General features: G+C 67.5%; 21 protein-coding genes. All 21 read right to left on the bottom strand.

All coding sequences use genetic code 11. The annotated features are described in order from the left end of the window. Positions 1-190: 190 nt before the first annotated feature. The 21 genes from AC1DMA_RS06565 to AC1DMA_RS06665 are packed head-to-tail and all read right to left on the bottom strand — an operon-like array spanning position 191 to position 26,074. Entirely contained in the window at positions 191-1,315 is a 1,125-nt protein-coding gene (locus AC1DMA_RS06565) for a prolipoprotein diacylglyceryl transferase family protein (RefSeq protein ID WP_478143655.1), read from the bottom strand. Beyond that, the gene (locus AC1DMA_RS06570) at positions 1,312-1,899 is read right to left on the bottom strand and encodes a HEAT repeat domain-containing protein (RefSeq protein WP_478143656.1); all 588 of its coding nucleotides are present in this window, start codon (positions 1,897-1,899) and stop codon (positions 1,312-1,314) included. The genes AC1DMA_RS06565 and AC1DMA_RS06570 overlap by 4 nt, the downstream gene beginning before the upstream one ends. Continuing rightward, entirely contained in the window at positions 1,896-3,989 is a 2,094-nt protein-coding gene (locus tag AC1DMA_RS06575; protein ID WP_478143657.1) for an eCIS core domain-containing protein, read from the bottom strand. The genes AC1DMA_RS06570 and AC1DMA_RS06575 overlap by 4 nt, the downstream gene beginning before the upstream one ends. Positions 3,990-3,991: 2 nt before the next feature. Next, the gene (locus tag AC1DMA_RS06580) at positions 3,992-6,619 is read right to left on the bottom strand and encodes an eCIS core domain-containing protein (RefSeq protein ID WP_478143658.1); all 2,628 of its coding nucleotides are present in this window, start codon (positions 6,617-6,619) and stop codon (positions 3,992-3,994) included. A gap of 35 nt (positions 6,620-6,654) precedes the next feature. Next, positions 6,655-7,560: a hypothetical protein gene (locus AC1DMA_RS06585; RefSeq protein ID WP_478143659.1), complete on the bottom strand. Its 906-nt coding sequence runs from the start codon at positions 7,558-7,560 to the stop codon at positions 6,655-6,657. An 11-nt stretch (positions 7,561-7,571) separates the two neighbouring features. Further along, complete coding sequence (locus AC1DMA_RS06590) at positions 7,572-8,357, bottom strand: hypothetical protein (protein WP_478124317.1); 786 nt, start codon at positions 8,355-8,357, stop codon at positions 7,572-7,574. A 20-nt stretch (positions 8,358-8,377) separates the two neighbouring features. Then, positions 8,378-10,483, bottom strand: coding sequence for a phage tail protein (locus AC1DMA_RS06595; RefSeq protein WP_478143660.1), 2,106 nt, complete (start codon positions 10,481-10,483; stop codon positions 8,378-8,380). 5 nt (positions 10,484-10,488) lie between these two features. Continuing rightward, the gene (locus tag AC1DMA_RS06600; protein WP_478143661.1) at positions 10,489-11,481 is read right to left on the bottom strand and encodes a hypothetical protein; all 993 of its coding nucleotides are present in this window, start codon (positions 11,479-11,481) and stop codon (positions 10,489-10,491) included. Continuing rightward, on the bottom strand, positions 11,478-14,306 hold the full coding sequence (locus AC1DMA_RS06605; protein ID WP_478143662.1) for a hypothetical protein: 2,829 nt from the start codon (positions 14,304-14,306) through the stop codon (positions 11,478-11,480). Before AC1DMA_RS06605 ends, AC1DMA_RS06600 begins: the two co-directional genes overlap by 4 nt. A gap of 2 nt (positions 14,307-14,308) precedes the next feature. Beyond that, positions 14,309-16,444: a putative baseplate assembly protein gene (locus AC1DMA_RS06610; protein ID WP_478143663.1), complete on the bottom strand. Its 2,136-nt coding sequence runs from the start codon at positions 16,442-16,444 to the stop codon at positions 14,309-14,311. 5 nt (positions 16,445-16,449) lie between these two features. Continuing rightward, on the bottom strand, positions 16,450-19,914 hold the full coding sequence (locus AC1DMA_RS06615; protein ID WP_478143664.1) for a putative baseplate assembly protein: 3,465 nt from the start codon (positions 19,912-19,914) through the stop codon (positions 16,450-16,452). After that, positions 19,911-20,324, bottom strand: coding sequence for a GPW/gp25 family protein (locus tag AC1DMA_RS06620; protein WP_478124323.1), 414 nt, complete (start codon positions 20,322-20,324; stop codon positions 19,911-19,913). Before AC1DMA_RS06620 ends, AC1DMA_RS06615 begins: the two co-directional genes overlap by 4 nt. 4 nt (positions 20,325-20,328) lie before the next feature. Continuing rightward, a complete protein-coding gene (locus AC1DMA_RS06625; RefSeq protein ID WP_478124324.1) occupies positions 20,329-20,610 on the bottom strand; it encodes a PAAR domain-containing protein in 282 nt (93 codons plus the stop codon). 13 nt (positions 20,611-20,623) lie between these two features. Then, entirely contained in the window at positions 20,624-21,289 is a 666-nt protein-coding gene (locus AC1DMA_RS06630) for a phage baseplate assembly protein V (RefSeq protein ID WP_478124325.1), read from the bottom strand. 15 nt (positions 21,290-21,304) lie between these two features. Beyond that, the gene (locus AC1DMA_RS06635; protein WP_478143665.1) at positions 21,305-22,498 is read right to left on the bottom strand and encodes a phage late control D family protein; all 1,194 of its coding nucleotides are present in this window, start codon (positions 22,496-22,498) and stop codon (positions 21,305-21,307) included. Beyond that, on the bottom strand, positions 22,498-23,151 hold the full coding sequence (locus AC1DMA_RS06640; protein WP_478143666.1) for a CIS tube protein: 654 nt from the start codon (positions 23,149-23,151) through the stop codon (positions 22,498-22,500). The genes AC1DMA_RS06635 and AC1DMA_RS06640 overlap by 1 nt, the downstream gene beginning before the upstream one ends. Positions 23,152-23,154: 3 nt before the next feature. Continuing rightward, positions 23,155-23,895 carry a hypothetical protein gene (locus tag AC1DMA_RS06645; protein WP_478143667.1) on the bottom strand — a complete coding sequence of 247 codons (741 nt, stop codon included), beginning with the start codon at positions 23,893-23,895 and terminating at the stop codon, positions 23,155-23,157. Positions 23,896-23,909: 14 nt separating this feature from the next. Beyond that, positions 23,910-24,119 (bottom strand): DUF6760 family protein, encoded by a 210-nt coding sequence (locus AC1DMA_RS06650; protein WP_478124329.1) that lies wholly within the window; start codon positions 24,117-24,119, stop codon positions 23,910-23,912. Then, complete coding sequence (locus tag AC1DMA_RS06655) at positions 24,071-24,442, bottom strand: phage tail assembly protein (RefSeq protein WP_478124330.1); 372 nt, start codon at positions 24,440-24,442, stop codon at positions 24,071-24,073. The genes AC1DMA_RS06650 and AC1DMA_RS06655 overlap by 49 nt, the downstream gene beginning before the upstream one ends. 13 nt (positions 24,443-24,455) lie before the next feature. Further along, on the bottom strand, positions 24,456-24,881 hold the full coding sequence (locus AC1DMA_RS06660; protein WP_431273008.1) for a phage tail protein: 426 nt from the start codon (positions 24,879-24,881) through the stop codon (positions 24,456-24,458). Positions 24,882-24,892: 11 nt separating this feature from the next. Further along, entirely contained in the window at positions 24,893-26,074 is a 1,182-nt protein-coding gene (locus AC1DMA_RS06665; protein WP_478124331.1) for a phage tail sheath family protein, read from the bottom strand. Positions 26,075-26,105 lie beyond the last annotated feature (31 nt).

The following is a 26,105-nucleotide window of genomic DNA, read 5'->3' on the forward strand; positions in this document are numbered from 1 at the left end:
GGGGCGCCACGGCCGGTGCGCACAACGCCTGTGGTGTCGCGCTCGCGCATGTCGTCGAGGACGGAGAAACCGCCAGCAGGCGCGCGACCTCGCGATTGCCAAGCGTTTGCTGCAGACGCAGGACCGTGCGGGGTGGCAAGGGCCGGCCCCCACTCCCGGCTCTCAACGGGTCATTCATCCGAGCCTCCCTTCAGCGCGACTCGCCGCGCAGGATCAAATGGAACACGCCGCGTCGGCTGTCCAGCAGTTCTCGACGGCGGCTGGTGCCGGCAAAGGCCAGGCGCGCAATCAGCCGCGCGAGCGTACGCGCTTCATCCGCCGTGAGCCGCCTGTTGGCGCGGGACAGGGAAACCAGGAGGGCTTGGGAGTCTTCCAGCGTTTGCGTGGAGACGCAGATCGCCAACGAGGTGCGCCTGACATCGATGGACCGCGCCGAAGATGGCGCCGCCTGCACGATGTCGGCGATCTCGCCCGCGTGGCCGGCCAGCCCAAGCATGCGGAGAGGAGACCGTCCGATAGCGAGCCAGGCCATCGACAACACAGCAAACACGAGCATGGCGAGATGCCATGGCGACATCGGCAGGCGCCCCTGCCACTCGCCGATCACGACGCCGGAGAGAATGACCATCGAGGTCCATTGCGCTTCGGAGAGCCTGTGCCAGTAGGGCCGCAGCGCGTCGCCGCGCAGTTCCTCCAGCCAGATGCGCAGGGTCGAGTACGTGGCGACATACCACGACAGTGCCGTCCCGGGCGCCCAGCCTTGCAGCACGAGCAGCGTGCCGCCGCAGACGATGGCCAGCACCAGCAGCGATTCGAGGGCCTGCACCGGAAACAGACGGACACCGACATAACGATGCGGAAAGCCTTCGTCGGCATGGGCCTCGCTGTAGGCGACGCCGAACGCATGCGGCTTGCCGTGGCAGCATCCCACCATCAGGCAGCCCTGGCGCCCGCACGCCAGGAACACGCCCAGGCCGAGTGCCGTGAGGTCAAGGTATGGCAACACCGGCAGCCCACGGGTACGGAGGACCAAGGCGCAGCACGCGAGGATCGCTATTTCGTGGTGGTAATAGACGAGCGACTCCCTCCCGGTGAGCACCTTGGTCGCCATCGCCAGCGTGAGGAACACGATCGCCGCCACGCCAAGCAGGCCGCACAGCACGGTACGCGACAGACCCGTCTGCCCCGCCAGCCACATCGCCAGCGAGGCGCCGAGCACGAGACCCGTCATCCCGCACACCTGGAAGCTGCTCCAGTCGCGGCCCAGCAGCCGCATGCGCGGTCGCGGCCAGCCGGACGGTGGACGGCGGTTCACCGGGCCCCCTTCAGCAATTCAAGCACCTGGGGATCGGGCTCGGTCGCGCGGTGTCGTCGCAGTGCGTCGATCGCGAGCGGCGTGCCGGCACGAAGCAGGCCGCGCACCGCGCTTGCGCGTGACGCCGCCACAGGACTTGCAAGCAGGCCCATGATCGCCGACTGCGCGGTCGCTGCGCCACTGCCCTGCCCGGCCACCCGATCGCCCAGCAGCACGGCGGCGTGATTCACGAAATCCGCGTTGCCGCAATCCAGCACCTCGACCAGCGCGGAGATCGCCTCCTCCGTGTCGATGGCGGCCACGGCTTCCATCGCGCCCGGGAGCACGACCGGATCGCGTTGGGCCAATGCCTCGCGAAAGGCGCCCAGCACTCCCGGCAGCGTCGAAGGCAAGGCAAGCTCACGCAGCAACAGCAGGATGCGCCAGCGCCCGGTCGGCCCCAAGGTGCTGTCGCCCAGCCCCCGCAGAAGCAACGGCGCAGCCGCAGGTCCCTGCGCCCGGAACCATCGGAACGCATCCTCGTAGATCGACGCGGCATCGCTCGCAAGACGATCGAGTTGCGCGTCACCCTGTTCGGCGGTCATAAGCTGATCCCCATGATTTCCTTGACCTTCAGCACGAAGAAGTCCTTGTCGCGCTGGAGGATCTCGTCGTTGGCATCGACGCGTCGCTTCAGCTCCTTGAGCACGGCCCTCGCGACATCGGGGTGCAGGACGTCCTTCATGACTTTCAGCCTCTTCACGATGTTGTCATCCGGATGGATCCCGCCGGACGGAAGCTCCTTGCCGCCGCCTGGCGGTACACGATATCGGCGCTGCCAGAGCGACGCGTAAATTTCGGTTTCGGGGTATTTGTACGCTTCGAAGAACTTCTGCGGGTCGCCGATCACTCGCTTGCGCTCATCGGCGGACAGCGGCGAAAGTGCTGCGTCCATGATTTCGCTCGAATAGGTCGTGCCGTATTGCAGGTGCCCCGCCATCTCATGGGCAAGGTTTTCCCATACGTTCTTCGGGTCCTGTTCGGCGATCTGAACCCACGACATGCCCACCGTCAGCGTATTGCCGTTCTGCGAGGCATAGAAGCCGCCCTTGAGCGCTGCCGCCGGATCGAAGTTGAACGTGACGCCCTTTGCAACTTTTTCAAGCTCGGTGCCCTTCACGCTCGCCACCACGCTGGCCCATGCGGCAGCGGCACGCTTCTTCCATGCCGGCTGGTCGGCGGTGTCCCAGGACGTGGTCGGACTCGCCTTGAGGCTGTGTTCATCCACGTCCTTCTTGACGACGTCCTCGAGTTCCACCTTCGGCGCCTTGGCCGGCGGTGGCAAGCCATTCTTCTTCGCTTCGTCCTCCGCTTCCTTCTTGAGGCGAGCCTCCTCGGCCTTGCGCTTGTCCTCCATGTAGCCGCCCTGGAGCTTGCCCAGGCGCTCGATCTCCTTTTGTCGTTCGCTCTTGCCGCACCGACTCAGGCGCAGTCCGGTCCGGATGCGCGGCACGGCGTTCCTGCGCACATCGCCCGTGGACGTGCGCGTCCGGTCCCAGAGCGACTCGACCGCTGCGGCGGCCGAGCGATCGGCGTCCGCTTCAAGCCTGCCCGCGCCGTCGTTCGATTTCGTCATCGGGCTCGATGCCGTGCTGCTTCCTTGCTGGACCACATGGGCCAGTTCGTGCGCGATCAGGGCGTCCCCAGCGACCGTGCCGGGCCGAAATTCCCCGGCACCGAAGGCGACATGGCGGCCGACCGTGAACGCGTGCGCATTCAGTTGGTCCGACAACCGCGCGCCCTTTTCGTCCGCATGCAGCCGCACATCCGCGAAGCTCGTCCCGAACACCGGCTCCATGCGGCCGCGCACGTCTGCCGGCAACTGCCGTCCTTCGCCCAGTTCCTCCTGGATCGAGCCGGGCGGCTTCGCCGCACGCGGCCCGCCAGGACGTGCCTTGAAGAACATGCCGCCGAAGGCATCGAGCATCTCGCCGCCGGGCATGACGCCCGCGGGCAGGTCCTGCGGAATGCCGACGACCTGCCCGGTGCGGGCAAAGGTCACCGCGCTTCGATGCACTCTTGCGGCAACAATACCGATGTAAGCGTCGGCGCTTGCCGCGTTGCGTGCCTCGGGGGCATAGCGGCGAAGCGAGACCTCGATTTGCGACGCGTTGCGCTCCGCGTAGTAGTCGAGCCAGTGGTCGATCCACGGACAACCCTGCGAGTCCCGGCCAGTGCCGCTCAGACCCTCGTCGACGGCATTGCAAACGGACTCGCGCAGGCGGGCCAGGAATTCGCTCTTTCGCATCTGTCCGCGCACGACGGTCGCATCGTCCTCTGCCAGCAGGTGCGAAGCCTGGTCGGCGGCCGGCTGCTGCCCCTTTTCCTGCCCTTTTTCTTGCGACAGGTCCTGCACAGCGGCAGGGGGTGGCGCGGGTGCCTTTGCGGGCGGTGGCTCGTCCTTGGGCGCGCGCCTGATCGTCGGCACACCGGCCCCGGAAGCTGCCGACCATCCTGTCTCGGGCAAGCCGTGGAAGTCGCTGCGCCCCACCGCATCGGCAATGCGGTGTGCTTGCACTTCGGCCGCATCGTCGACCCGTCCCACGGGCTCGACGAAGCTGCGCTGTGGCAGGCCGCGCGCCGCCGTCGAACGGTTCGCGGCCTTCGAATCGGCGGGTGCTCTCTTCGTGGCCATGCCTACCTCCTTCGCCCGCCCGGCTGGGCAGGTCGTCGCCCGCCGCCGGCCAGCGCATCCGCCAGGGCCTGGTTCGCGGCCTTCAGCGTCGGGCCGCTGTGCTTGTGCAGCGGCGCATCCTTCTTTTCCCAGGCCACGGCATTCGGTCCGRTACCGTCGTTCTCGGTCATCACGATCAGGTGGTTCGATACCCAGAAGTGCTTTCCCTGCCGCGTCAGGTGGGCCAGGGCGTGGCCTTCATCGATCTTGTTCGCGGCAATGTCCGTGTCGGTCGCGCGCACGGCCACCACGAACTCCCTGAGCGAAGCGCCAGCTTCCACCATCAGGTGTGCGCCGAGCAGCGCGTAGCCCGTACAGACCAGTCTTCGCACACCGAACACCGAGAGCTGGGTCTTGTAGAGCTCCGACACATCGACCACGTCCATGTCGGCGAGCGTTGCCACCTGTCCATGGAGGAAGAAGGCACTTGCATAGTCCGTGTAGGCCGCGAACACTTCGTCGTTCTTCTTGCCTTTGAGTGACTTGAAATAGTCCTCCGCGTTGCCTTGCGTCGGTATGGGCTTGGCTGCGACCTTGGCCTGCGCCATCTTTGCGCGCACCGCGAGTTGCTTCTCGAGCAGGTCCGCGTAGAGCAGGAACGCATCGAAGCCCTGCACCACCTTGCCTTCGCCGAAGACGATGCCGAAGTCGTGCTGCAGGTTGTGCGCTTCGCTCGTGAAGGTCTTGATCTCTTCCTCGCTCGGCGCCTTTCCGCGCGCGGGCGCATTGAGCGCGAGAAAGCTGCGCAGCACGAAGATCACGTGCTCCATGGCTTTGGGCGTCTCGGTGTCGCGCGACTGGATTTCCGTGATCTGCTTGCCGATCGACTTGACGCGCTTCTCGACCTCGTCCTTCGCGTCCGCAATGGTGCCGGGATTGGACTGGGCCCCTGCGAGCGCCGTGGCGATGGCGTCGGAGTCCTTCTTGATGTCCTTCACGTCCACCAAGGCGCTGGCCTTCACGACCAGCTCGTCGAGTTCATTCGATGCGGTGATCGCCAGGTTCAGTGCGTGCTTGCTCGCCAATGCGTCGTCCTGCGGTCCGTACCCGGTCTTCGGGTTGTTGGCGACCTTGGTCTGGTCGAGCACGTCCTTGAGCTTGGGCCGCAACGGGTCCAGGGCCTTTGCCCCGGAGAGCGCACTGGCCTTCGTCAACAGCTGGATGGCCGTCGCGACGTTGGTGGCTTGTTCGTTGTCGAGCTTGCTCACTCCCTTGATGTCAGGGACCTTCTGCACCTTTTGCTGCAACGAGACCCACTTGTCGACGTCGCGCAGCCGCTCGCTGGCACCGGCAATCGAATCCTGGCGCTCTTGCGCCGGTGACAGCTTGACCTTCACTTGCGGACCTGCCGCGGCCTTTTGGCCGCCGCCACAGCGCTGCAGGCTGAGTCCCGAGCGCATGCGCGGCCTGGCCTGGCTGCGCAACTCGGAGAACGATCCCGCGCCCCAAAGCGCCGCCGCCGCACCAGCCGCCGAGCGGTCCGCGTCCTGTTCCAGCGCTTCGGTCGAGGCAGCCGCTCCACGCGCATCGGCGCGCCCATCGAGCGCCGTCGCCGCATGCCCCTGCTGCACCACATGCGCCAGCTCATGCGCAATGAGTGCATCGCCTGCCAGCGTGCCCGGCTGGAACTCGCCGGCCCCAAAGGCCACGTGCGGGCCCACCGCGAAGGCACGCGCATTGAGCCGGTTCGACATTCGCGCGGCCGCGCCATCCGTATGCAGCCGCACGGCGGCGAAGCTGGTGCCGAACGCGCCTTCCATGCGCGAGCGCAAGCCGCTGCCAAGCGACTCTCCGCGCCCGAGTTCCTCGCGCACCGAAACCGGGTCGGCGGCCTGTGCGCCACCCGAGCGCGCCTTGAAGAACATCGCGCCGACACCCGCGAGCAGGCCGCCAGCAGCGCCTCCGGCCGGCGCTTCCTCGGGCAGCCCGGTGACTTCTCCCGTATTCGCCCATCGCCGTGCGCTGACGCTGACGCGCGCGGAGACGACCCGGATGTATTGCGAGGCGCTCGATGCGCCGGCTGCCTCGGGTGCGTAGCGCAGCAGCGCGCGCTCGATGTCAGCGGCGCCGCGTGCTTCGTAGTAGCCGAGCCAGTGGTCGATCCACGGACAACCCTGCGAGTCGCGTCCGGTGCCGGCCAGCGCCGCGTCGACGGAGGCGCAGATGCCGGCGCGCAAGGCCTTCATGAATTCGCTCTTGCGCATTTGTCCCCGCGTGACCTCGGCATCGTCCGCCACCAGCAGCACAGGTGCGGCATCGGTCACGGCGGCTGCGGGCTGGGGTGCACGCGCAGGCGCGGCCGGTTCCGGCGCGGCAATCGGCGCTTGTTCCGCGACCGCCTTCGGTGCGCGACGGATCGGCGCGCCCTGGCCGTCGGGCCCACTGGCCGCGGACCATCCTCCCTGCCTCGGCGGATGCCAGCGCCCGCCGTGCAGAACTGCGTCCGCGATTCGATCGGCCTCCTGCTCGAATGCATCGTTGGCAGGACCGACGGCCTCGCTGAATTGCGACACGCGAGCGCCCGGCACGCCGCCCAACGCACCGCGCTGCGGGCTTGCTGCCTGGACTGCGGTTCTATGGGACTGGCTCATCGTGGCGCATTTCTCTCCGCCGTATCGCCTGGGCTTCAGCCGGGAGGACGACCGGGCGTGTTGTTCGTTCCCGGCACCGGCGCGGGTGCCGGTGCCGGCACTGGCGCAGGCGTTGGCGCAGGCGCCTGCACCACCGGATCCGAGCACTGCCACCAGTATGGTGCGAGCGTGCGCACCATGCGGCGGCACCCGCAGTTGTCGATCGAGACTACTCTGCCCTGGCCGTCGACCGTCGCGATCGCGAGCACCACCCACGGCTCGGTCGGACACGGCGGACATTCCGGGATGGTCGTCGGCTTCGCGAATTGGTCGAGGCTCGGCGGCTTAGCGTGCGAGTCGGGGCAGGCATCGAGCACGCATATTTCATAGCCGTCCTGCCAGCGCGAAAACTCGCAGCTCGTGTCGTCGCAGCCGCAACCCACTGGCGCCACGCGAACCGGCCGTGCAGGCACTTCCTTGTAGCGAAGCGCAATGTAGAGCGGCGCGTTCCCGGTGCGACCCGTGTCGACGATGCGATCGGGGCACAGGGGATCGATCACGACGTCGTCGCAGGCGTCTGCGCCACCGGACGTGCAGCGCGTGCGAAGGTCGAAGCAGACGTCCTGCTCGATCACGATCTCGTCGCCATACGGACCCAGGATGTAGCCGGGATGCACGATCACCATCCACGGCTTGGTGCTGGTCTCGACCTTCGCGCCGCACACGACCCCCCAGCCGTGCAGGTAGCGATTCATGCGGCGCAGCTTGTTGCGGAAGTACTCCTGGCCGAGCGTGAGGTCGTCGGGCGTGACCAGTTGGCGTGGAAAGAAACGCGGCCGCTCGATGCTTCCACGGCCGGTGATGCCGCCCGCCGATGAGGTGGACGTGCATCCGCACCCGCCTCCGCACCCTCCGCCGCATCCGCAGCCGCCGATCGACTTGGTTGCCGTCATGGTGGACATGTTGCTTCCTTTCAGTTCTTGCCGGAGCGGCGGTTGGGAGCGTCGTGGCTGAGCGCCAGCACCAGTTCCCAGAGCAGATCGAGGCTGTAGACGATCGGCCGCACCGAGATGTCGATGTCCGAGGGCTCCAGCGTCTTGTCCGTCGCGGGAAGATGAATGTTGGCGAGCGTGATGCAGCCCGGCCCGCTGTCGCAATCGCAGGGCGCGCTGACCCATTCGACCAGCGCGCGGTAGTTGATGTTGTTGCCCTTGACGAGCCCCTGGATGACGGAATCGAGCGGGATGTCGGGCGCCTTGCCCGGTTGCAGCGACAACGAGTAGCCCTCGCGGATCGCGCCCGGTGAACAGCGCGAGGTGGTGTCGCAGCCGCCTGACATCACGGGTTCGGGGTCGGCCTTGCATTCCTCGTAGCAGATGACGAGGTGCACCCAGTCATCGTCGCAATGGTCCTCGTTGCCGTAGTTGCTGCCACCGTTGTTGCCGGATGGCGCGCCTTCGGGTGCTGCGCGCGCAGGAATCGCGAGCGGCTTGCTGCGCGCCGGCATGACGATCTCGCGCCCTTGCCTGTCGAGCGCGAGCCCGGGCAGCACGACCACGCTGTGCTCGTCGTCGCCCACCTGCACGTCGAGCCCGCACACGACGCCGAAGCCGTCGACCAGCCGGTTGCGCATCCATTGCTTGCGCTTGAAGTAGGCCTGCTCGGATTCGAAATGACGAACGTCGAGCAGTTGACCGTAGAAGTAGCGCGGGCGAGAAAAGCTTCTCAGCGCATCGCATTCGACCGAATCGTCTTGCATGTCGTTTCTCCTGGTGTCCATCAAAGTTGTGCGCCTTCGCCCACGCGGCTGTCCATGCCGAGCCGCGCGCGCGGCTGCCCGCCCAGTACCAGGGCGCCATCGCCCAGCAGGCCCGGCTCGGCCGGACCGCCACCGAGCAGGGTGTCGATGCCCAGGCAGGCCTGGTAGCCCACGCGCAGGCCCGACTCGATCACGCACAGGTCGTAGAGCGTGTGCGCCGGCTTCTCGCGTTCGACGATGGCGCGCACCTCTTCGAGCTTGCCGGCGCAATGCAGGTCGCCCGGATAGAGCCGCACAAGGAAGCGGTAGGCGGCCGCCTCGAAGAGCGGCGTTCCGAAGTCGTCCTGCGTGATGAGTTGCGAGCGGTCGAACGTGGCCGTGGTGCCGACCACCGCGCCCTGCGGCTCGGCGTCTGCGAGCACGGTGTTGAAGCCGAGGATGGAGTCGCCTCCGTCCGTCCAGGTGCCGGCCTCGCCGGGTTTGCACGACGTGGACGGCGCGGGCAATCCCCACCAGGCCATGGCCTGTAGCGGCTCGTCGATCAGCGCGCGCACGCCCGCCTCTTCGCGCAGGGTCTCGCGCAGCCCGGCGACCGTGCCGCGCCTGGCGTAGCGTGCAAAGGCACTTGCGATGGATTCGCGCTGCGCGTTTTGCGCCTGCACTTCGGGCAGCGGCAGCGCGAGGAAGCCGGCCAGCCAGGGCAGCGCATCCGGCGGTGCCGCGGCCGGATCGAGTAGCGCCGGCAGCCCGTCGACCTTTGCTTCGAGTTCGTCGAAGAAGCTCTCGAAAAGGCTCAGGTAGCGCTGCAGGAAATTCCCGCATTCGCGGGACTCGCGGTAGATCGCAGGCAGCGCCAGAAGGTAGCTCGTCTGGTCGAAGTCGACCCGCGCCTGCGACAGCACCGGCGTCGAATGCAGTTCGCTGGCGAAGCGCGCGCCCAGCCAGAGCGCCTCCTGCTTCGAATCCCCGGCGAGGTCGATGAAGAAGTCGGTCACATCGCTGCCGACTGCGCGCCACGGTGCGCCGAAGATGCCTTCCGGCGATGGCGGCGGAGGTGGCGTTCCGCGAGCGCCGGTGAAGGCGAAGAACTGCACATGGCTGCCGTCTGGGAGGTCGATGTCGGCATGCAGGCGGTTCCAGTCATGCGTGAGCGTGTCGAAGTAGATGGCATCGCTCCAGAGCCAGCCTTCGGTCGCATGGCTGGCGTCGAGTCGCAACCGGAAGGGCGCGACGCAGCCGCCGGGCGACACCAGCAGTCCGCCCGCGCCGTCAGACGCAAGGGCTGCCACCGGCCCGTCGTAGTCGGCCGCGTCGCCCACGGACCGGTACTTGCCGGCCTGGTCGCGCTGCCACACGGCAATGCGCCGACGGTTCGGGTCGCCCAGGTAGATCGCGCCGTCGATCACGGTGAAGACGCTCGCCGCCGCGATGCCGGTGACCACGACCTCCACCAGGGCGTCCTGCGAAAAGACGCACAGCTCGTGCGTGGACCCGTCGAGCACGTACACCCACTTCCCTTCGCAGGCGACCGCGCAAGGGTCGCCCGCATGGCCGCTCGCTGCGACCATGTCGCCGAAGGCAGGCTGCTTGTCGGCCGAAGTGCTGAACAGGTCGACGCGTTTCGCTCCGGTATCGACCACGTACAGGCGGCCTTCCTCGTCCAGCGCCAACGAAAGAGGCGTGACGAATCCATCCAGCACTTCCGACAGTGCCATCGCGTCCAGGTCGAAGATCTGCACGCGGCCATTGCCGGCGTCCGCCACATACAGCGCATGCCGCTTCGGCGCGATCGCCAGGCCCGAGGGACGGTCGAACTGCGCGTCGCCCGATCCGTGGCCGCCGATGCAGGGCGCGGGGTCGACTTCTCCGAAGCAGCCATCGAGGCGGCAGATGTTGTCGTTCGCCGGATCGCTGATGTAGACCGATCCGTCCGTGTCGACCGCGAGGCCTGCGGGCGGTGGCTGCGTGTTCGACGCTTGCGGCATCGCCGGTGGTACGCCGTCGAACGCGGGCAGCCCCGGGAGGCGCAACGCACCGTCCTCGCCGAGCGTGAGTCCTTGCCAGTGAAAGCGCGGCCAGAGGCCGTCGTCGTTCAGGTGGCGGAAAGGGTGGGTGTCCTGGTCCATGGCATTCATCCCTCGACGCCGATCCAGTCGATGGTCCACAAGTCACTGGCCTGCTTGGCCAACTGCGCTTCGAAATCGGAGGCATTCGTCGGGTCCGGGTCGTCCGCGGATGGCGGCAAGGTCGAAAGCAGCGCATCCGGGACCAGCAGCGAAAAGCGGAAGCCCGATTTGTCCGCAGCCAGCAGCATCACGAAGCCATCGACCAGCCGCATCACCTTCTTGCCCTTCACGTCGAACGTGAACTCGCGGCTGCCCATCACTTGCGCCGAATAGCAGGGTGCGGTGCGGAAGGCGGCCTCCGTGGTGTCGACCGCAGCGACGAGCTGCACCCCGAAGCCCGAGGCGCCGCCGCCCGACACCGTCCAGTCGAGCTTTTCGGTGGCACCGCTGGCGACATAGGGCTGGGCCGCAGGCCGCGCGTTGCGGCGCTGGGCCAGCGAAAGCGGCTGCTCCAGCTTGCAGTTGAGCACCTGGGCGCGGGCGAGCCGCAGTTGCGTGCCGTCTTGCACCGCGTCGCGCAGGATCGGGTCCTTGGGCAATCGATCCGGCGCCGGCCCCAGGCGAACCCAGCAGAACACCGGTGTCTCGCGCAGGCGAATCGCCCCGGTCGGCGCGCCGCAGACGCCTTCGCGCGTCTCCGCCACGTTGAGCGCGCGTTCGTCCGGGTACGACACGGTCAGGTCGAAGAACACCGGCGCGCCGAAATCGTCGCCCGCAACCGGCGGCACGGCCAGCACCATGGCATCGGTCAGCACGATCTCCCGCCCGGCCGAATCGATCGCATAGCCGGGTTGGATCGACACCTCTCGATCCCCCTTGGCGCCGCTGACCGCGAAGCCGGCGCCGATGCCCGGCTGGTGCAGGCTCTGGTTGTGCAGCCAGCGCATCTGGCGATTGAATTCCTCCACGCCCTGCAGATCCGAGGCGAACAGGCGCTGGCCGTTGAAGAAGGTGCTGCGCTCGACGAAGCGGGTGTCACCGATGATGGATAGGGTCATGAGTCCTCCGGGGAAGTCGCCGGCGCAGCGGACGCGCAAACGTCGTAGGGCGCCTGCGCCGGACAGCCGCGAGCGGGGGAAAACTCCTCCTGGCAGCCGATCCAGCGCACCACGAGTTGCTGCTTCTGCGCGAAGGTGGCAAACGCGCGCGGAAAGTCGGTGTTGAAGCGTGTGATCAGGGAGAGCGTCTCGGGACGGAAGCGGTAGGGTTCCGTGCCCTGGATGAAGAAGATCAAGTGGGCGCCCGCAGGGTCCAGGATGAGCGGCAACACGCTGCGCGACTGGAACTGGCCGGTGAGCAGGTCGAGGCCATAGGCGGTCGCGGGCGAGCGACCATCGAGCCCCTCGAGCGTCTCCATGCGCACCAGCGGCTGCCAGAGTGACGGGAAAGACAACTGCACGGGCGAGGGCAGGCTCACCGCGGCGGGGCCGACGATGCCGCCGTCGATCCAGCCCTGGTCCACGATGCCGTCGCCGTGCTCCAGTCCCGGCAGCAACGTCAACAGGTTGCCTTCGATCTTCTCGACATAGCCCGGGTTGGAAGCGTCGGCATGGTGCGTGAACACCCCGACCACGTCGCCTTCCCGGAAGGCCACGGCGCCATCGACCTCGACGTGCGTCGCGTCGGCCGGGTCCACGGTCTTGACGCCCGCGAGATCGCGCCAGTGCACCGTCGCCAGCCTGTCGCCGGGCGCGAGCGCTCCAGGCGATTCGGACAGCACGACCTGCGTGCCACTGATGCTCACGACCTGCACGACCGCACCCTCGTCGACCGACGCATCGCCGGACGGCACGCGCATCACGCAATCGCCGGCGTTCAAGGCACCGGCCTCGGCAATGGCGACATTGGCCGGGTCCGTGTCCTGCGAAACGACGGTCGCGATGCGCGGAAAGCGGCCGACCGCAAGGGTGTCGAGCCGTGCCGCGCCGACGAGCGACCCGTCCAGCGTGAGGACCTTGTCGGCGACGCTCGCAACCGGCACTGCCGTTGCGAACTCGTCCGCTGCACGCAGCGCCACGAAGTCGCCTGGCAGCGCCGCCTTTGCGCGACCCACGGTCACCTTGTTCGGAATCTTCGAATCGAAGACATCGACCGTGGTTGCTGTCTGCCAGTTCACGCCGACGATCACGGAGCCCGCCTTGACCGCGAGCGCCGTGCTCAGCTCCAGTTGCTTCTTGCCCTTGTTCACCTGCTCCACGACCGCGACGTGCGCCGGATCGTCCGACGCGGCCACGAAATCGCCGACATCGAAAGGTCCGACGCTGTCGACCCCGACAGTGCTGCGGTTCTTGGGCTGCAGACTCTGGATCGTGATGCCGGCGGCCAGCGGCGCGACGCGCGCGAGGCCCGCGATCTCGGCGGCGGTCGGCACCGGCTGCACTTCGATGATGGCCCCGCTATGGCTGGTGACCTTCGGCGTGCTCGCGAGCGGAAGCGGGAGCTTGTCGCCATCCAGCAGCACGAGGGACATGCCGAGTTCGACACCGTGCGTCGCGGGCTTGAGCTCCAGCACGAGACGGGCGCCGTCGGCCGATGTCGAGACGGTCTTCACATCGGCGGCACCGGTCATGCGGGCGACCATCAGTGGGTCTGTGGCCTTCCAGCCGGCGAAGGGCTTGCCGATGGTGAGCTTGCCTTGCGACACGCGATCCACGACGGCCAGCGCACTGTCGGCGGTGCGTTGCAGCACGTCGCCCTTCTTCACCGGCAGCGTGGCCGTGAAGGCCGCCAGCACGGCGGGGTCTTCGGGCAGCACTTCGAGCACGGAGGCCATGCGCGGCAGATTGGCCACTGCGAGCGTCGTGACGCCCGCTTCCACCGGCAGCGTCGCGGCGAGCGTGAGCTTGTTGCCGGCGAAAGTGTCGATGCGAACGACGGAGCCTGCCCGCGGCCGCAACTGCGCGACCACGTCACCGACCTTGAACGTGGCCTGCGGGTCCACTTCCACCAGCAGTCGATCTCCGACGCCGCGGGCGATCGAAGCGACCCTTCCCGTACCGAACCACGCGCTGTTGCGACGCCGCGCGATTTCGGTCATCAGCAGCCGGAAGGTGAAGCCGTCCGCCGCCGGATCGGCCAGGCTCGGAAAGAAGGCCGGCGCGAATTCGGCAGTGGCCAGATCCCAGTCCTGCGCCTGCAGGTTGGCAACGTAGCGCGGCGTCTGCGTGAAGCCGCTCGCCGAGGTGTCGATGTGCGTCTGCACCCCGACCACCTGGCTCAGGATGCCGCCCTTGCCGTCCGGCCGCTCGACCACCCAGGGTTCCCAGGGCGTGTCGCCCTTGACAGTCTCGCCGCGCGCAAGTCGTGGGCGGGCGATCGGCCTGGCCTGCGTCGGCACGAATTTGTCGTCGAGCACGCCGTCGCCGAAGATCGCCAGCATCACACCGTTGGCGGGGGCGAAGGATGAACGCGGAGCCCAGGCCAGTTCGACATCCTGCTCCAGCAGATGCGTGTCGGCGGGTGGACATCCGGCGTCGAAGGGCACGCAGCATGTGGACGCGCGCGACGGGGCGGCGTTCTTCATGCGAAGTACCAGCCAACTCGGCGCCGTGGGCACGGCGATGCGGCGCGCACGCTGCAGGATCAGCTCGCGTCCGCGCGCGTCGTAGGCCAAGCCGCAAGCGACCTCGACCGTCTGGCGGTCGCTGTCGGAGAACTTGACGGCGAGACCGAAGGCCACGCCGCCGGTGGAATGCAGCGCGCGGTTGTGCAACTGGCGGCGCAACGCATCGAAGCGCTCCTGGTCGCGTGCATCGACGCTGCGCAAGGTCTGGCCCTGCCAATAGCGCAGCCTTTCCAGATCGCGGCGGTAGGGAGTCGACATGGTCAGGCCACCTCGATGTTGTGCGGCCCCGCATCGACCAGCCAGGTCGGGCGCAGGCAGACGTTGCCGCAGGTGGGCGCGCAGCCCTCGGCGATGAGTTCGAGCGACAGGACGTGATCGACACCGGGCGTCTGGTCGATGACCTGCATCACCTCGGCGCGGTAGACGTCTCGGCCCAGCGGCCAGCCGGTGCCATCGGGTCCGCCGCCCAGGGGGTCGAAGAAGGCATCGAGCGCCTGCGCCACTTGCGCGGCAAGCCGCTTTGAGTCGGTGCCCTCGAAGGCCTTGAGCGTGGCGTGCACTGCCACTTCCAGATAGCGAGGGCCCGCGACCACCACCCGCGTTCCGATGGTGCGCCGCGCCTCGATGCGCACTGCGATGCGCTCGATGAAGCCCATGCCCGGAACCGGGCGGGACAGCGGCAGCGTCGGCATCACGATCACCGTGACCATGCCGGGCGCGTTCACGCATTGCAGCGCCGGGTAGAGGTTGGGCCGGGCGATGGCACGCGCCACGCGCAGGCCGGGGGTCTCCGTGGCGATGGCTTCGAAGTCTTCGGCCGTCACGGCACGCAGCCGAGCTTCGCGAGATGCGATCGCGCGGCCGATGGCATGCGTGAGCGTCTCGGCATCGGCAGCGGCTTCGACTGCAACCGGCGCGTCGGCGGCGACGCGCCCCATGGCGCTCGCATCGGTGATGAAGGCACGGTTGTGCGGCGTATCGGCCAGCCCGGTGAGTTGCGACAGCGCGGGAGCCGGCTGCGTCGCTTCGTAGCTAGCGAACACCTGGCAGCCTTTCGGAAACACCCTGCCCTTCTCGCCATCGCCGGACACCACCTCACCGCGGGTCGGATCGAGATGGAAATGCGCGTCGGCGCGGGTGGACGCCGCGAAGTCATCCACCTGCTTCCATTCGCGGTATTGGTCGTTCTCGGCACTGAAAAGCCGCAAACTCGATTCGACCAATGGTCGTTGCCTCAAGGTGATGCGCTGGCCGGGCTCGCCGGTGCCGGTGCCCGCGAGCGAGCCTTCGATGACGAGCAGGCCAGGCAGGGTCGCGGTCGCGGCCTGGTAGGCCAGCAGGACGAAGGCAGGAGCGTCGGGCGCAGTGTCCACGGACAGCGCGACGATCTGTCCCTTCTGCACGGTCAGTCGCAGGCCGGTGGACTGGCTGGGCGTCAGGCTGCCCGTGACCACGGTGCCCATCGCGATGGGCCACGAAGTCGTCACTGGCACCGACTGCACGAGTTCCACGCCGTTGGACATCAGACGGGTGGCGCGTGGCGCGTCGTCGAATGCGCCTTGATCGAAACGACAGCGCACCCAGCAAAGCGCCTCGGCGATGCGCCCGAGCGCCGCGGATTTCATGCCCTGCGTCGGGCGCAGTCGCACCGAACCGGTGAGGCTGAAGCTGCGCGTCTCGTCGACGGCCTCCAGCGCTAGCCAGGTGCCTGAAGCGCCGACGTCCGCAAGGTATTCCCACGCCACGCGCGCGCCGTGATGCACGAGCGGTGCCGTGGCGTTCTCATCGGCCGCGATGCGCGCCCGCTCGGCGAGGCTCGCTTGCGCACCATCGATGCAGAAGTAGAGCTGCGCCCAGGCGCCGACGGGCAGGGCCTGGTCGAAGCCCAGATAGAGCTCGGCGCCAGGCACCGGGTCGTCGCCGAACAGCGCGATGCTCTCCTGGCGCGTCCATGCCGCGGTGAGATTCTGGAAGCCTCCGGCGTCCTTGCGTTGAACGGCGCGCAGGCCGGCGGCGACCACGTCGATCGCGGCTTTCGAGCGCAGCAGCACGGGCGTTCCGTCAAGCCGCGTGCCCGCGAATTCACTCCCTGCAGGCAGCGACACCGGACTCGCGCCCGCGGTGATGCGCAGCGCACTCGCCACGGTGGCAGGACGCGGTGGTTCAGGGCGCACACCCATCAGCGCGAGCAGCCGCAGCTTCTGGGCGTCGGTCAAGCGGTTCAGCCGGTAGATGTCCATCTCCGCCACCCAGGCGAAGAGTTCCATCAACGTGATGCCAGGGTCGGATGCGTTGTGGTCCGTCCATTCCGGCGCATAGAGCGGCACGAGCGCACGGCCCTGCTCCACGAGGTCGGACCAGCGGCGATCGTCGAGGTTGGGCAATGCGATCGACATGATGCTCAGGCTCCCGATTCGTCGATGCGCAGCACGATGGGCCCGGCCGCGACCACTTCGTCGTCCGCCACCCGCACCGACTCGCCCTGCGGCACGCCGCCGATCACGAGGTCGAGCGATTCGATGTAGTCGACGCCCGGCACGCGTTCGAGTTCGGCTGCGACATCGGACATGTAGACATCGCGCCCCAGGTCCCACCCCGTTCCGTTCGGGCCGCCGAAGACCGGATGCAGGAAGCGTCCGAGCGCATTGCGCACGCTCTGCTCCACCGCGCCGGCCTGGCTCGGGTCAACCGGCGTGATGCTCGCCGTGACGCCCACCGGCAGGTAGGTCGGGCCGGTGACGTGAATGCGACGCAGCGCCGCCAGATCGGCCGGCGCGCGCGCCTCGATGTACTTGCGCACCTGCTCGCGCAGACCGAAAGAGGGATAGGGCTGCGCGTCGAGACTGCCGGGCACGATGAGCACGGTGACCCATCCCGCGAGCGTCTGCCCGGAGGGGCTTCGGCCGGGGATGGCGTGCACCATCTTCACCGCCGGCGAAGCCTGCACGGCGAGCGTCTCGTAGTCGGCCGGCGCCATCGCGCGGCCGCGATGCCGCACCGTGCGAGGACCGCGATCGAGCACCGCCGACGCGGGCTCGCCATCGGCGCCACCTTCGGCTGCGCGCGGATTGAAGACATCCTGGATGCCGGGCACCACGCCCAGCAACTGCTTGATCGCGCCGGCCGCCACGTTGCCCTTGGAGCCGCCGCCCACGCTCACCTCGCGCACGAGGATGGCCGCGCTCGCCGGCGGCACGCGGCCGTTCTCGCCGTCGCCGAAATCCACGCGCCCGCTGCTCGCATCCAGCGCGTAGTGCCGGTCGGCCGGCGCGGAAAAGAAGAGCTGTTCGCGCCGAACCCACTGGACCCAGGCTTCGGTCACTTGCTTCTGCCGGTTTCGCACGAGCCGCAGCGGCCCGATCGCAACCTGCGTGTCGGTGGACTCGCGCGCCAGCAACTGCTCGAACTGCGCCAGCACGCTGCCGTCGCCGTTCCAAAGCTCCATGGCGAGGATGCGCCATTCGACATTCGCGCGGGGCCCGCCGAGCTCGCGCACCTCGATGCGCTCGCCGTCGAGTACCGGCGTCTGCGTGAGCGCAAAGCGCTGGTTGGGCGTGCCGTTGCTGGTGCCGAGCGGCAGGTCGTGCAATGTGTGCCGCTCCGAAGCCCACACCGCGTTCGGATAGAGCGAGGTGAACACCGGCTCGCCGGGCGGCCCGTCTTCCTTCAGCCGCGCACGCAGCCAATGGTGGGGCGCGTCGAAGCGTGCAAGTTCGCTGTCGTCCGATTGCGCGAGCACGTTCACGATGCCGGGGCGACGCAGGTAGCCGGTCTCGTCGTCGGCTGGCGTGCGCGTCCATTCCAGTCCGTCCCAGTATTCCCACACCAGCGCAGGACCCAGCGGTGCATCTGGCGCTTCCACCACGTCGAAGAAGAGACCGAGCTGGTCGACGGGCGGCTGCTTGTCGAACCCAAGATAGAGCGCCGGCGTGAGATCGCGCACGCGTTCGAAGGGCGCGAAGGTGCTCCCCGGCCACATCGCCTCGGCGGTGCGCTCGACGTAGGCAAAGTCGTTGTACGCCAGCACGGACTCGGCATGGAAAGGCCCGTACTGCCACGTGTAACCGATGGCGAAGGACGCGAGCACCGGCGGCTGCGCAGCGACGTAGGTAAAAGTGTTGCTGGTACCGACACCCGCCGCGTCGGTCTTGAAGCTGATGGTCTGCTTGAAGCCATAGGAGCCGCTCTGCAGGCGCACACGCACCCAGCGCGCCTCCTGTTCGTTGACCTTGACCGGCGTCATGTCGATCGGCACGGTGAAGTCGATCACCTCGGTGCGATCGAGGTCGAGCTTCGAGTCCGCGAAGTTCGACGTCACCGCGAGTGGCGCCCACATGCGGCTGTTCCAGTATTCCCAATCCACTTGGTGCGCGAGCGCGGTCGAGCCCGACACTGCCCCTTCGTCCTGGGGCGACAGCGTGCGCGCGATGTAGATGCGAACCTTGGCCAGCGGCTTGCCGAAGGCTTCCTCGTTGGCGAAATAGAAGGCGGAGCCAGGTTGCGGTTGTTGGCCGAGCGGATAGAAAGGCTTGCTGAGGTCGAGCGCCGTCGCATCGGCGAAGGCCTTGTCCGCCGCGAGCCCTTCGACGGAAAGCGTCAGGTCGACCTTGGGCCGCACCGTCGATGCGGCCTGCGCGGGACTCCGAAGCTCGTCGGGCGCCGAGAAGGTGATGCCGGCGAAGGTCGCATCGAACAGATACGTGCGGCTGAAATTGACATTGGGAATCTGATAGATGCCGTCCGCCCCGGTCGGTGAGGAGGTGTACGCCGCGCGCGTCGGGTCGGCGGGGTCGGTCAGTCGCACGATGGCGCCCTCGACGGGCCGACCCGCTGCGTTGCTCACCACTCCGCCAAGGCTGCTCGGTGGGTTCGGCGTCGGCGCTGCCTTGCTGTAGGCGAGCATGAGCGACGCCTCACTTGCCACGGCGGGCGCAGCGACCGCCTTGCCCACGGCGATGCGTCCGCGCAGCGCGCCGTTGACCGTGCTCGACAGGCGGATGGTGTCGACCTCGGGCAGCGACTGCCCCGGGTCGGGCGGCAGCGGTTCAGTCAGTCGCGCGCGCAGCCAATAACCATCGCTGCCGTTCACCTTCGTCTTTGCGGCCGATGCGCAATCGGTCTCGAGAACGAAGCTCCCGCTTTGCGTGAGTCCGTCCGTGCTGTCGAAATCCGCGGCGGCCGCCCCACCGCACTCGGTGCTGGTCGCAATGAAGCCGCGCCAGGTGGCGCCGTCCCAGTACTCCCAAACGATGTCGAGCCCCGAAGTGGCACCGTGCTGCAGTTCGAATTCGACTGAAAGCCGTACCTTGCCCGACAGCGCAAGCAACACCGGGTGCGACAGATACAGCTGATGCGGCGTCGGCTCGCGCAGGCGCGCAGCGAAAGGCTCGACCGGATCCCCGCGCAGGAAGGCCGCGGTGTGGTCGATGTATTCGTCGCGGCCCGGCCAGAGGCTCACGATCTGCACGATCTTTCCGGCTGTGACGCCGACCGCGCGTTCGGTCTCGTAGAGGATCTGCTCGCTGCTGCCGGGCGGAGGTGCGGCACCGACGGGTGTTCGGGCCGGGGCCGAGCCGCCGGTCGCCTGGTCGTTCAGCTTGAACACGACGGGCGCGCGCGCCGCCTGCGCAGGCACCAGGCTCAGGCCGGCGATGTCGAGGAAGCCGAGCTTGAGCTTGGGCGGCACCTGTTCGAGCCGCTGGGCCACCGCTTCGAGGTAGCGCGCAACGATGGCGGCCAGGCCGACACCGGCGCTCTTGTCGGCCGCGAGCCACTCCGGCGTATAGCCGACGCGGCGAGCGAGGAGGGCCGCGAGCAGCGCCTGCGCGTCGCGGCGGTCCAGGTCGACGGTAGGCTTCGTGTTCACTGCGCGGACCCTTCCTCGAGGTAGAAGGGATAGACCAGGTTGGCATGCGAGTTGGTCGCACGAACCCGGTAGCTCATTTCGATCAGCACCTTGCCCACGCTCGCGACATCGGCCGTGGCAACGACGCTGTCGACATCGATGCGCGGCTCCCAGTCGATGAGCGCTTCCATCACACGCTGGCGCAGCGCCTCCAGCGTGGAAGGATTGAGCGGCTCGAAGACGAACGCGCGCAGCCCCGCGCCGAAGTCCGGCCGCATCACGCGCTCGCCGGGGTCGGTGCCGAGGATGATGAGAATGGCCTGGCGCACGTCTTCGTCATAGGCGGCCGTGGCCGTCTGGCCGGCATCGACGCACACCGGAAAGCTCCAGCCCTTGCCAAGGAACGACGACGTGAGATCGATCCGGGCCATCGCGTCAGCCTCCGATTTCCACGAGCGGGCAGCCCATGACGATCGGCGCGCCACAGCCGCTCATGTCGCCCATGCGTGCGGCCGGCCGGCCGCCGATCAGCACCGTCAGGCTGCCCTTCACGATGGGCGTCGGCGGATGCGGGCCGGCGAGCGGCGGCATGGAACACGCATGCATGTCGCCCATCACGGCGGCCGGCATGCCGCCGATGAGCACCATCGGTACGCCCGGGCCGGTGATGACGCCGGGATGAGCGGTGGGGTCGCCGACGCGGGCTGCGAAAGGCATGGCGTTTCCTTCCTCAGTTGAGCTTGATCGGCAGGCCCTGAACGGTGCAGGGGCCGGAGGACTGGATGTTCACCATCGCGCCCTTGATGTCTACCTGCGTGCCTTCGAGCGAGATCTGCAGGGCCTTGAGTTCGATCTTCACGGCCGCCTGCACCGTGACGGTCTGCGTCGTGTTGTCGAGCGTGATCGAAAGCGTGCCGGCGGTGTTCTCCAGCTTGATCTGCAAGGGGTCGATGGTCACCTTCTGCATCGTGCTGGTCGTGATGGTGATCGACTGCTCCAGATCGTCGAACTCGATCTCGTGGCCGAGACCGCCGGCCATGCCGGTCTTGATGACGCGCTTGGTGAGGAAGTCGGTGGGCAAGGTGAGCGGCGGCCGGTCGGCCGTGCTCCACAGGCCGCCCAGCACATAGGCCGCACTCGCGTCGTTCTGCGCGAAGGCGACCAGCACCTCGTCGTCGATCTGCGGCACCCACACGAAGCCGCGACCCGAGCCGCCACCAACGGACGGCAGGCGGCACCACGGCTCTATCGCCGGAATCGACGGAATTCGCACCTGCACCCGTCCCTCGGCGACCGCGTCAAGGTTGTTGGTTACCACGCCAGGTGCAATCGCGAAGCCGTCGGGCTGCGATTCGACGCCGAGCTGGTCGAGCCGTTCGAAGAGTTGGTCATCCATGGTGGCCGCCTTTGCTCATACGGTGAACTGGCCCTGCAGCCGCACCAGCCCGCCGCGGCCCTTGGGCAAGGGAATGGACCCGAACCAGACTTCCTTGCGCGCCTGAAAGCTCGTGCGGTAGCCGCCGCCGTCGATGGTGTGCGTGGCCGAGGTGATGCGGTAGAGCCCCCCGAACTGGTCGCCAAGCCCTTCCAGGTTGATCACACGGCTGGCCTTGATGCGCGGATCGCCGACCGTGCTGCCGGAACCCGTCAGCCGGTTGTTGAGCTTGGGCAGCAGCTCGGTGAGGATCTTGCGCGGCGCGGTCGCGTAGCTGGTCGGCTTCAGCGTCGTGACCTTGCCCGGCGCGAGCAGCTCGCCGATCTCGCCACCGGGCGTGATCGAGAGCTTGAACATCGCGCGGTCGTAGTCCCAGTTCAGGGCGATGACGAAATCCATCTTGATGCTGTCGACCCACACGCGCGCGGCCACGCCTTCGATGTCGCCCACTGTCGTGAGGCGCGGCGTGAACTCCATCAGCGAGGCACCCCATTTCAGCGTGAGGCTCGGCGCGTAGTCCTGGATCAGGAATTGGAACTTGAGCACCCGCCCGTGCGGCTCGGCCGTGTGGTCGATGTACATCTGCCAGCCGTTGTCCTTGGCGACTTCGGTGAGGAACTGGAAGTCGTCCACGCCGCTCTGTTTGCGCACTGCCATTTGCGCAAACTGCGGAAAGGCCAGGAAGGTGGCCAGTCCGATCAGCGTCGACAGCGTGCCGCCGACCGGGTCGAGTTCAGGGATCAGGGCATTGGTGCCGGCCACGAGCGCGGCCACCGCGGAATCCGGCAGCGGGAAATTGCCGACCGATGGAATCTTGATGCGGAAGGCTCGGTCCTTGGTGCCGATCTGCAGGCGCTGCAGGTAGTCCTGCGCGGTGAGCCGGATCATCGGAATGCCGCTCGACGGGAAAGAGGGCTCGATGCCGGTGATCTCGCCCACGAACACTTCTTCGAGCGGGCCGGGCGCATAGCCCATCGAAAGGCGGAACTCGTTGTTGACCTGCAGCAGCGGATGGTCGAGCCACTGCAGCGATGTGTTGGCGACGCTCACTTCGACGCGGTCCGCACCCTCCATGCCGTCGGTGTGGGTGACGGAGACGATCGACGCGCGCAAGGCCGCCGGAATGGCGTTGCCGTCGATGCTGATCGCGAATTCAGGAGCGAGGCGCATCAGGATGTCACCTCGCCGGTGGCCGGATCGGTAAAGGGCAGGGCCGGCACCTTGAGCGCCTGTCCCGGTTCGATGGCACGCGGATCGTTGATGTCGTTGGCCGCGGCGATGGGCCGCCACAGCGCCGGGTCTTCGTAGAAGCGGAAGGCAATGGCCGAGAGCGTGTCGCCGCGCTGCACTGTGTAGCCCTTGCTGAAGTCCGCGGTCTGTCGATTGACCTCCTTGGCCTCGCGTTCCGGGTCGATGAACTCGCTGAAGCTCACCGTGACGCGCGCCCGCGTGGGCCGCCCGTCTTCGAGGAACTTGATGAACTTCTGGTTGGCACGCGCGAGCACGCAGCGCAGTTGCAGCGACCCCCAGGCCACGCGCAGCACCGGCGGCGCATGCAGTTCGGAATCGATCTTGAGCAGGTCCACCACCTTCTGCGTCTCGGCACGCACATCCGTGCGGGTGTCGGTGGTGTCGAAGAAAAGCTCCATCTCCAACGTGCGCAGGTTGCCATGCACGAACTGCAGGATCGGCGAGCCCAGGCCCGGTATGGCCTGCGACGCGTAGTTGTTGTCCTTGTTGAGGCCGTACTCCTCGGGGTTGAACATCACGTCGAAACGCGCGCCCGTGTGTTCGACCGTGATGCTTGCCTTGGCGAGTGCCATGGTTCAGGCCCTCCCCATGCGTTCGCGGTAGGCCACGAGGCGGCGATCGATTTGCTGGATCACCAGGCCGGTGAGCGCCTCGACGTTGAAGGCTGGCGCGGCGTGCGGCGCCCTCGCCTCTTCCAACCGCGTGCGCGACAGCGCAGACCCTTCGATGCTGTCGACCGCGCTTCCGGCCGGCTGCGCTGCTGCGCGTCGCGGCACAGCCAGCACTGCGGGCCCCATGGCGGGCCTGACCTCCTCGCGATGGGCGTTGAGCCGGAGGCGCACTGCCATGTCGCCGGCATGCGTCGCGATGGTCGAGACTTCTTCGCCGCGCCGCACCGACAGGCGAATGGGCTGGTGCCCAGCCGGCGCCGCGTGTGCGGGTCCGACCTTTCGGAACGCGGGAACAAAGGCCGGCGACGCCACGTGCGCGACAGGCTCACGGTGCTCATCCGATTGCGCGACATGCCGTGGCGCGTGCCCGACGAACATCTCCGGCTCGCGCCAAGCGCTGCCTGTGGGTAGCGCACTGCGCAGGATCAAGGGCCGCGCCATCGCCGGCCGCATGCTCACGGTGATCAATGGCGAGACAGCGAAGTGCGTGTGCAGATGGAGGCTCGGCCGCAGGTGAACGTGCCGAGCCTGCGCGGCGGCGCCGAGCCCTCGCTGCTGCAGCACCATCGCGCCCGGCGCGCGCCATGCGTCGATGCGGCCGTGCCGCGCGCGCAGGCGCTGAGCCCATGCTTGCCATCTGTTCACGTCGTCCACTCCTCTTACTGAAGGGCTTCGCTGTTGGCTCTTTCGTTGATCGCGGAGATCTCTTCCATCCAACGCTGCCGCTCCTTGTGTTCGAGCGACATCACGACTTCCTGCGACCAGTGAAAGTGATAGGCGATGAAGGCTACTTCCCTGTACAGCGCGGGCAGGGGGTAGCCTACGATCCCCCCGGGCTGTTCATCTCCAGCGCGAACTCGTGCGCGCACTTCGGGCAGGCCGCCTCGATCACGGCCTTGCCGCTGCGGTTGATGCGGTTGTAGAACTCCTGCAGATAGGCCAGGTCGGCGGCGTAGACGCCCTCGACCACCTTGGGCGTGACCTGCGCCACCGAGCCCAGGCGCACGATCACGCGCGACAGCAGGATCACGGTGAGGTAGGCCTCGTTGCTCTGCACACGCGGGTCCTTCAGCGGCAGGATCTCGTCGGCCGCGGTGGCGAGCCGCATCACGCCTTCGCGGTGCAGGTCGCCTTCAGCGTCGACGAAGCCCAGCGGCAACGTGAACTCGTATTCGGTCTGGAACGACGTCATGAGAGGCTCCGTCTCACGCACGCTCGACGCGCTCGCAACTCACCGTCATGCTGTCGAGCGAGACGTCGTTGCCCTTGGCGTTGAAGTCCGGCCCGTCATATTTGCTGGGCCACGCGCTGAAGAAATTCCAGCGCACCTTCTCCTGGCCCGAATCGTCCTGAAGAATGATCGAGCCATTGCGCCGGTCGATGGTGCCGTTGACCGCTGCGAGATGCCAGTCGTAGAGCTCGCGCGAATCGGTGACGCCCCACTTGAGCGTGATGTCCGGGTAGGAGATCTTTCCGGGCAGCTTGCGCACTGTGGCGGCTTCACCGCCTTCGCGGTACTCCACCACCTCGATGTTGGAGCCGAAGCCGCTGCACTCCGAGAAGCCGGCCTGCACGATGCCGTCGATCTCGACCAGAAAGCGGAAATTCCTGTAGGGGTCTTTTCTTGCCATGACGTTGCTCCTCAAGCGCCGGTGTTTTGCTGAATGCGGAAGATGACGAACTCGGCCGGCTTGGTGACGGCCACGCCGATCTCGGTGATCACCTGCCCCGCCTCGCGCGTGCTCGCCGGGTTGGTCTCCGCGTCACACTTGACGAAGAACGCGTCCTTGGGCGTCGCACCGAAGAGCGCGCCGTCGCGCCACTGGTTGTAGAGAAAGTCGCTGACCGAACGGATGATCCGTTGCCACAAGGCGGGCGTGTTCGGTTCGAACACGACGAACTGCGTGCCCTGGTCGATCGACTCTTTCAGGAAGTTCATGAAGCGGCGCACGTTGAGGTAGCGGTATTCGCCGTTGCGGTCCCCGCCCAGCGTGCGCGCGCCGTAGACCATCGGCGAGCCGCCGAAGGGCCGGATCACGTTGATGCCCGGCGGGTTGAGGCTGATCTGTTTGTTCTTGTCCATCGGCCTCTCAAGGTCGACGATGCCCACCACGCCTTCGTTGGCAGGCGCCTTGAACACGCCGCGCGTCGCATCCACCCGGGCCCAGATGCCGGCGACATGGCCGCTCGGCGGCACATCGAGCAATTCGGGCTCCGCGCCGCCGTCGGTGAACAGCGGATTGAAGACCTTGAGCCACGGGAAGTAGATGGCCCCGTAGCTGAACTTGTCCGGCGTGGTGGGGCCGCCGCCGGGCATCGGTCCGCCGTAGATGTCGTCCGGCGTACTGTCCGACGCAGGCGCCTTCTCGCCGTCGAGCACCGCAACGCGGTCCTGCATCTCGAAGCAGTGATCCATGATCTGCACCTTCGGCGCGGTGCCCTGCGCACCCGGTGCAGCGACGATGGCGATCTCGTCGATGGGCTTGAGCGTGTCCAGCGGTGCCTGCAGGTTGCCCATGCCGCCCGCCGCGATGGGTACGACGTAGCAAGTGGTCCCGCCGTTGGCGAAGAAGCCGAACACTGCCAGCGCCAGTGTGCGATTGACCGTGGTGTAGATCGGCGTGTCCGGCGTCGCGCCCGCGCCCTTGATGAAGGCCGAGAATTCGCTCCAGTTGGTGAACTTCTTCGGCTTTCCGACATCCGCGCCGGCGAGCCGGTCGGCCTCACCGATGAAGGCGGCGGTGCTGGTGCCCACGCCCGCGATCGGCCTGGCGAGCGGAGGAATCTCTTCGACGTAGACGCCGGGTGCGAAATAGTTTGCCATCCTTGCCCTCTCCTTCTTGCGGTGTAGGGAT

This window comes from Variovorax sp. 05N34, assembly GCF_056397405.1.

Excerpts from the sequence above, each read along its gene's own strand:
- AC1DMA_RS06600 (WP_478143661.1), bottom strand. The coding sequence starts at position 11,481 with ATGACCCTATCCATCATCGGTGACACCCGCTTCGTCGAGCGCAGCACC.
- AC1DMA_RS06660 (WP_431273008.1), bottom strand. The coding sequence starts at position 24,881 with ATGGCAAGAAAAGACCCCTACAGGAATTTCCGCTTTCTGGTCGAGATC.
- AC1DMA_RS06635 (WP_478143665.1), bottom strand. The coding sequence starts at position 22,498 with ATGCGCCTCGCTCCTGAATTCGCGATCAGCATCGACGGCAACGCCATT.
- AC1DMA_RS06630 (WP_478124325.1), bottom strand. The coding sequence starts at position 21,289 with ATGGATGACCAACTCTTCGAACGGCTCGACCAGCTCGGCGTCGAATCG.
- AC1DMA_RS06665 (WP_478124331.1), bottom strand. The coding sequence starts at position 26,074 with ATGGCAAACTATTTCGCACCCGGCGTCTACGTCGAAGAGATTCCTCCG.
- AC1DMA_RS06605 (WP_478143662.1), bottom strand. The coding sequence starts at position 14,306 with ATGTCGACTCCCTACCGCCGCGATCTGGAAAGGCTGCGCTATTGGCAG.
- AC1DMA_RS06625 (WP_478124324.1), bottom strand. The coding sequence starts at position 20,610 with ATGCCTTTCGCAGCCCGCGTCGGCGACCCCACCGCTCATCCCGGCGTC.
- AC1DMA_RS06570 (WP_478143656.1), bottom strand. The coding sequence starts at position 1,899 with ATGACCGCCGAACAGGGTGACGCGCAACTCGATCGTCTTGCGAGCGAT.
- AC1DMA_RS06595 (WP_478143660.1), bottom strand. The coding sequence starts at position 10,483 with ATGGACCAGGACACCCACCCTTTCCGCCACCTGAACGACGACGGCCTC.
- AC1DMA_RS06640 (WP_478143666.1), bottom strand. The coding sequence starts at position 23,151 with ATGGCACTCGCCAAGGCAAGCATCACGGTCGAACACACGGGCGCGCGT.
- AC1DMA_RS06575 (WP_478143657.1), bottom strand. The coding sequence starts at position 3,989 with ATGGCCACGAAGAGAGCACCCGCCGATTCGAAGGCCGCGAACCGTTCG.
- AC1DMA_RS06610 (WP_478143663.1), bottom strand. The coding sequence starts at position 16,444 with ATGTCGATCGCATTGCCCAACCTCGACGATCGCCGCTGGTCCGACCTC.
- AC1DMA_RS06620 (WP_478124323.1), bottom strand. The coding sequence starts at position 20,324 with ATGGCCCGGATCGATCTCACGTCGTCGTTCCTTGGCAAGGGCTGGAGC.
- AC1DMA_RS06655 (WP_478124330.1), bottom strand. The coding sequence starts at position 24,442 with ATGACGTCGTTCCAGACCGAATACGAGTTCACGTTGCCGCTGGGCTTC.
- AC1DMA_RS06585 (WP_478143659.1), bottom strand. The coding sequence starts at position 7,560 with ATGTCCACCATGACGGCAACCAAGTCGATCGGCGGCTGCGGATGCGGC.
- AC1DMA_RS06590 (WP_478124317.1), bottom strand. The coding sequence starts at position 8,357 with ATGCAAGACGATTCGGTCGAATGCGATGCGCTGAGAAGCTTTTCTCGC.